The organism is Candidatus Cloacimonadota bacterium (assembly GCA_011372345.1).
Lineage (GTDB): Bacteria > Cloacimonadota > Cloacimonadia > Cloacimonadales > TCS61 > DRTC01.
Genome location: DRTC01000034.1, coordinates 1 through 2,379, shown reverse-complemented (window position 1 = coordinate 2,379; position 2,379 = coordinate 1). Strand labels below are relative to the sequence as shown.

The 2,379-nt window shown below is 33.4% G+C and carries 2 protein-coding genes; both read right to left on the bottom strand.

Translation table 11 applies throughout. From position 1 onward, the window contains the following. Positions 1–1,310: hypothetical protein (locus tag ENL20_00620; protein HHE37064.1), on the bottom strand; the 1,310-nt coding region annotated here is incomplete at its 3' end. Positions 1,311–1,419: 109 nt separating this feature from the next. Next, positions 1,420–2,379: ATP-binding protein (locus tag ENL20_00615; GenBank protein ID HHE37063.1), on the bottom strand; the 960-nt coding region annotated here is incomplete at its 5' end.

Below are 2,379 nucleotides of genomic sequence, written 5' to 3'. Positions count from 1 at the left end.
TGAGGCATTATATTTAGATCGGCAACAACCGGATTTCCTGAAATATCCTTCCCGAGAGCAATTGTTAAGATACTATCAGCAGATTTCATCTGGTCGGAAAGCATGACATCCTTCAGAAAAATCGTATCACGGTTAATATTGGGAATTTCGATCCCAACCAAACCTCTGCCCGGGATCGGAGCCTGAACGCGGATACTTTTGGCTTTGATCGCCAGAGCGAGATCATCTGCTAAAGAATGAAATTTACTGACCTTTACTCCAGGTGCAGGTTTGATCTCATATTGCGTGATGATCGGTCCGATATTGACATTAATAACCTCAGCATCGACATTAAATTCTGCTAATTTCCGCTCCAGGATCTTACTGACGATCTTGATATTTTCCTCGATTTCTTCCCTATCTCTCTTATTAGTTTTTATGCTGTTCAGGAACGATTCGACATCCGGTTTTTCATAAAATCTGGTTGGTTCATCCGGAATTTCAGATCTGTCTTGAGTCAGTTTCCTTTTTGGAATGATGGGTTTAACAACTCTCCGTTCTTTATCCGAATTTTCCGAGGAAGCATGATCGATGATATTGGGAGATCTTTCAGATTCTTCGATAAACGGCTCTATTTGGGGGGAAATTTCTTTTTTCCCGGCTTTGATCTTTTCCCTTTTTTCCTTTTTAATTTGGGGAAGTTTCTTCTTTCTTTTTTTGAAAATTAATTTAAAAAAATTAAGGACTATTCTTCCTAAAAAGAAGAAGAAAAACTTCACATTTTCAACTTCAAAGATGATCAAAAGACAGGCAATAATGACGACTATCGAGATGATCGCAGTTCCTGTGGAATTGAAAATACTATTGAAAAAATTATAAACACTCAATGGAACAATTCCGGCCTGAGCGATCGTTTCTTCATTGATGATGAATAGCAGAAGATTAAAGAAAAATGAAAAAATCACAAAAAATACTGTCTTCCAGAAAATATGCTTTTCGTCCTTCAGGAACACACTGAAAAATCCGATCAATCCGATCCCTAGCAAGAGCGAGATACTGAAAAACTTTCCGAAAATATAGATCAGCCAGAAACTGAAAAATGCTCCAAAGGTTCCGATCGGATTTTTTATATCTTCAGGTAAATCGATCCTTAACACTTGCCAGAAAGTCAGGTCTGCTTCCTTTAAAATCTGATAATCCTCAAAGATCAGGTTTATCTCGACAGAAACCGAAACCAGTAGTAATAAAGCGATCAGCAGGATTATTACACCGATAATTATGCGTCTGATATTGACTTTTGTGTCGTCTTTCATTTTTACTCCGTTAAACATTAAAACGAATATTCAAGGCTATTCCTCATTCCCAACCAGGGAATTGATAATAGTTCAAGCCTGTCGCTCTCTTCATGCTATTCTTCTTGTCTGGCTGTGGAGCTGCGGATTAGATACAATTAAAAAAATTATCCACATCAATTATAAATACATTATCAGTTTTCTTTTCATATTGAATAAGTTCATTGCTAAATCCAGATTTAGAGAATAAAATAAAATACTCATTCCTATTTTTTGCTTTCCACTTAACATTTTTACTTTTCGTTTGTAATTCATTTAAAACACTCATTCCAACATGTTTCCCAGACCATTTGCATTCTCCGAAAATGATATTATCATCCCCAATCCCAACAATATCAATTTCATTATTTTTATCCCACCATCTTCCGCATTTTTCAATTACAAACGGAAATTTGAATTTAAACATGAATTGCCTTGAAAGAGATTCAAAAACATTTGCTACAAGATATTTTAATTCACTTTTAATTTTATCTTCAACATAATCAGTATTACTAATTTCTAAGTAACTTTGATATGGAAAGACAAAACAAAACCAAAACCTTAAAAAATTGTCCTTAATAAAATAAAGACCTTTTTTGCTTTTAGAAGGATTTGTTTCAGTTATGGGAACTTGTTTATCAATAATATCCAAATCTATCAATTTCTTTAGAAAAGATGTTATGCTACTTGCCTGAACTCCTAACCTGCTGGTTATGTTATTTAATTTATGATTTCCTGCAGCAATGACAGATAGAATTGAAAAATATGTCGAGACATCATTTACTTCTTCATGTAATAAGAATCTTGGTTCTAAATACAGAAATTTGTTTTTATTTAGAATTTCTGTTTTAATCGATTTATATAAATTCTTATTTTGATTAAATAATTCGATATATTTTGGAATTCCACCAGTAACACTGAAATGCTCTATCAATTCGATATTACTCAACCCTTTGTAAAATTCATTATAATATGAAAATTCTATCTCTTGAAGTTTGATTTGAGCAGTTCTTCTTCCATAAAGAGGACTGTTGTATGCTAAAGTTTCACTATACATCATGCTTATTAG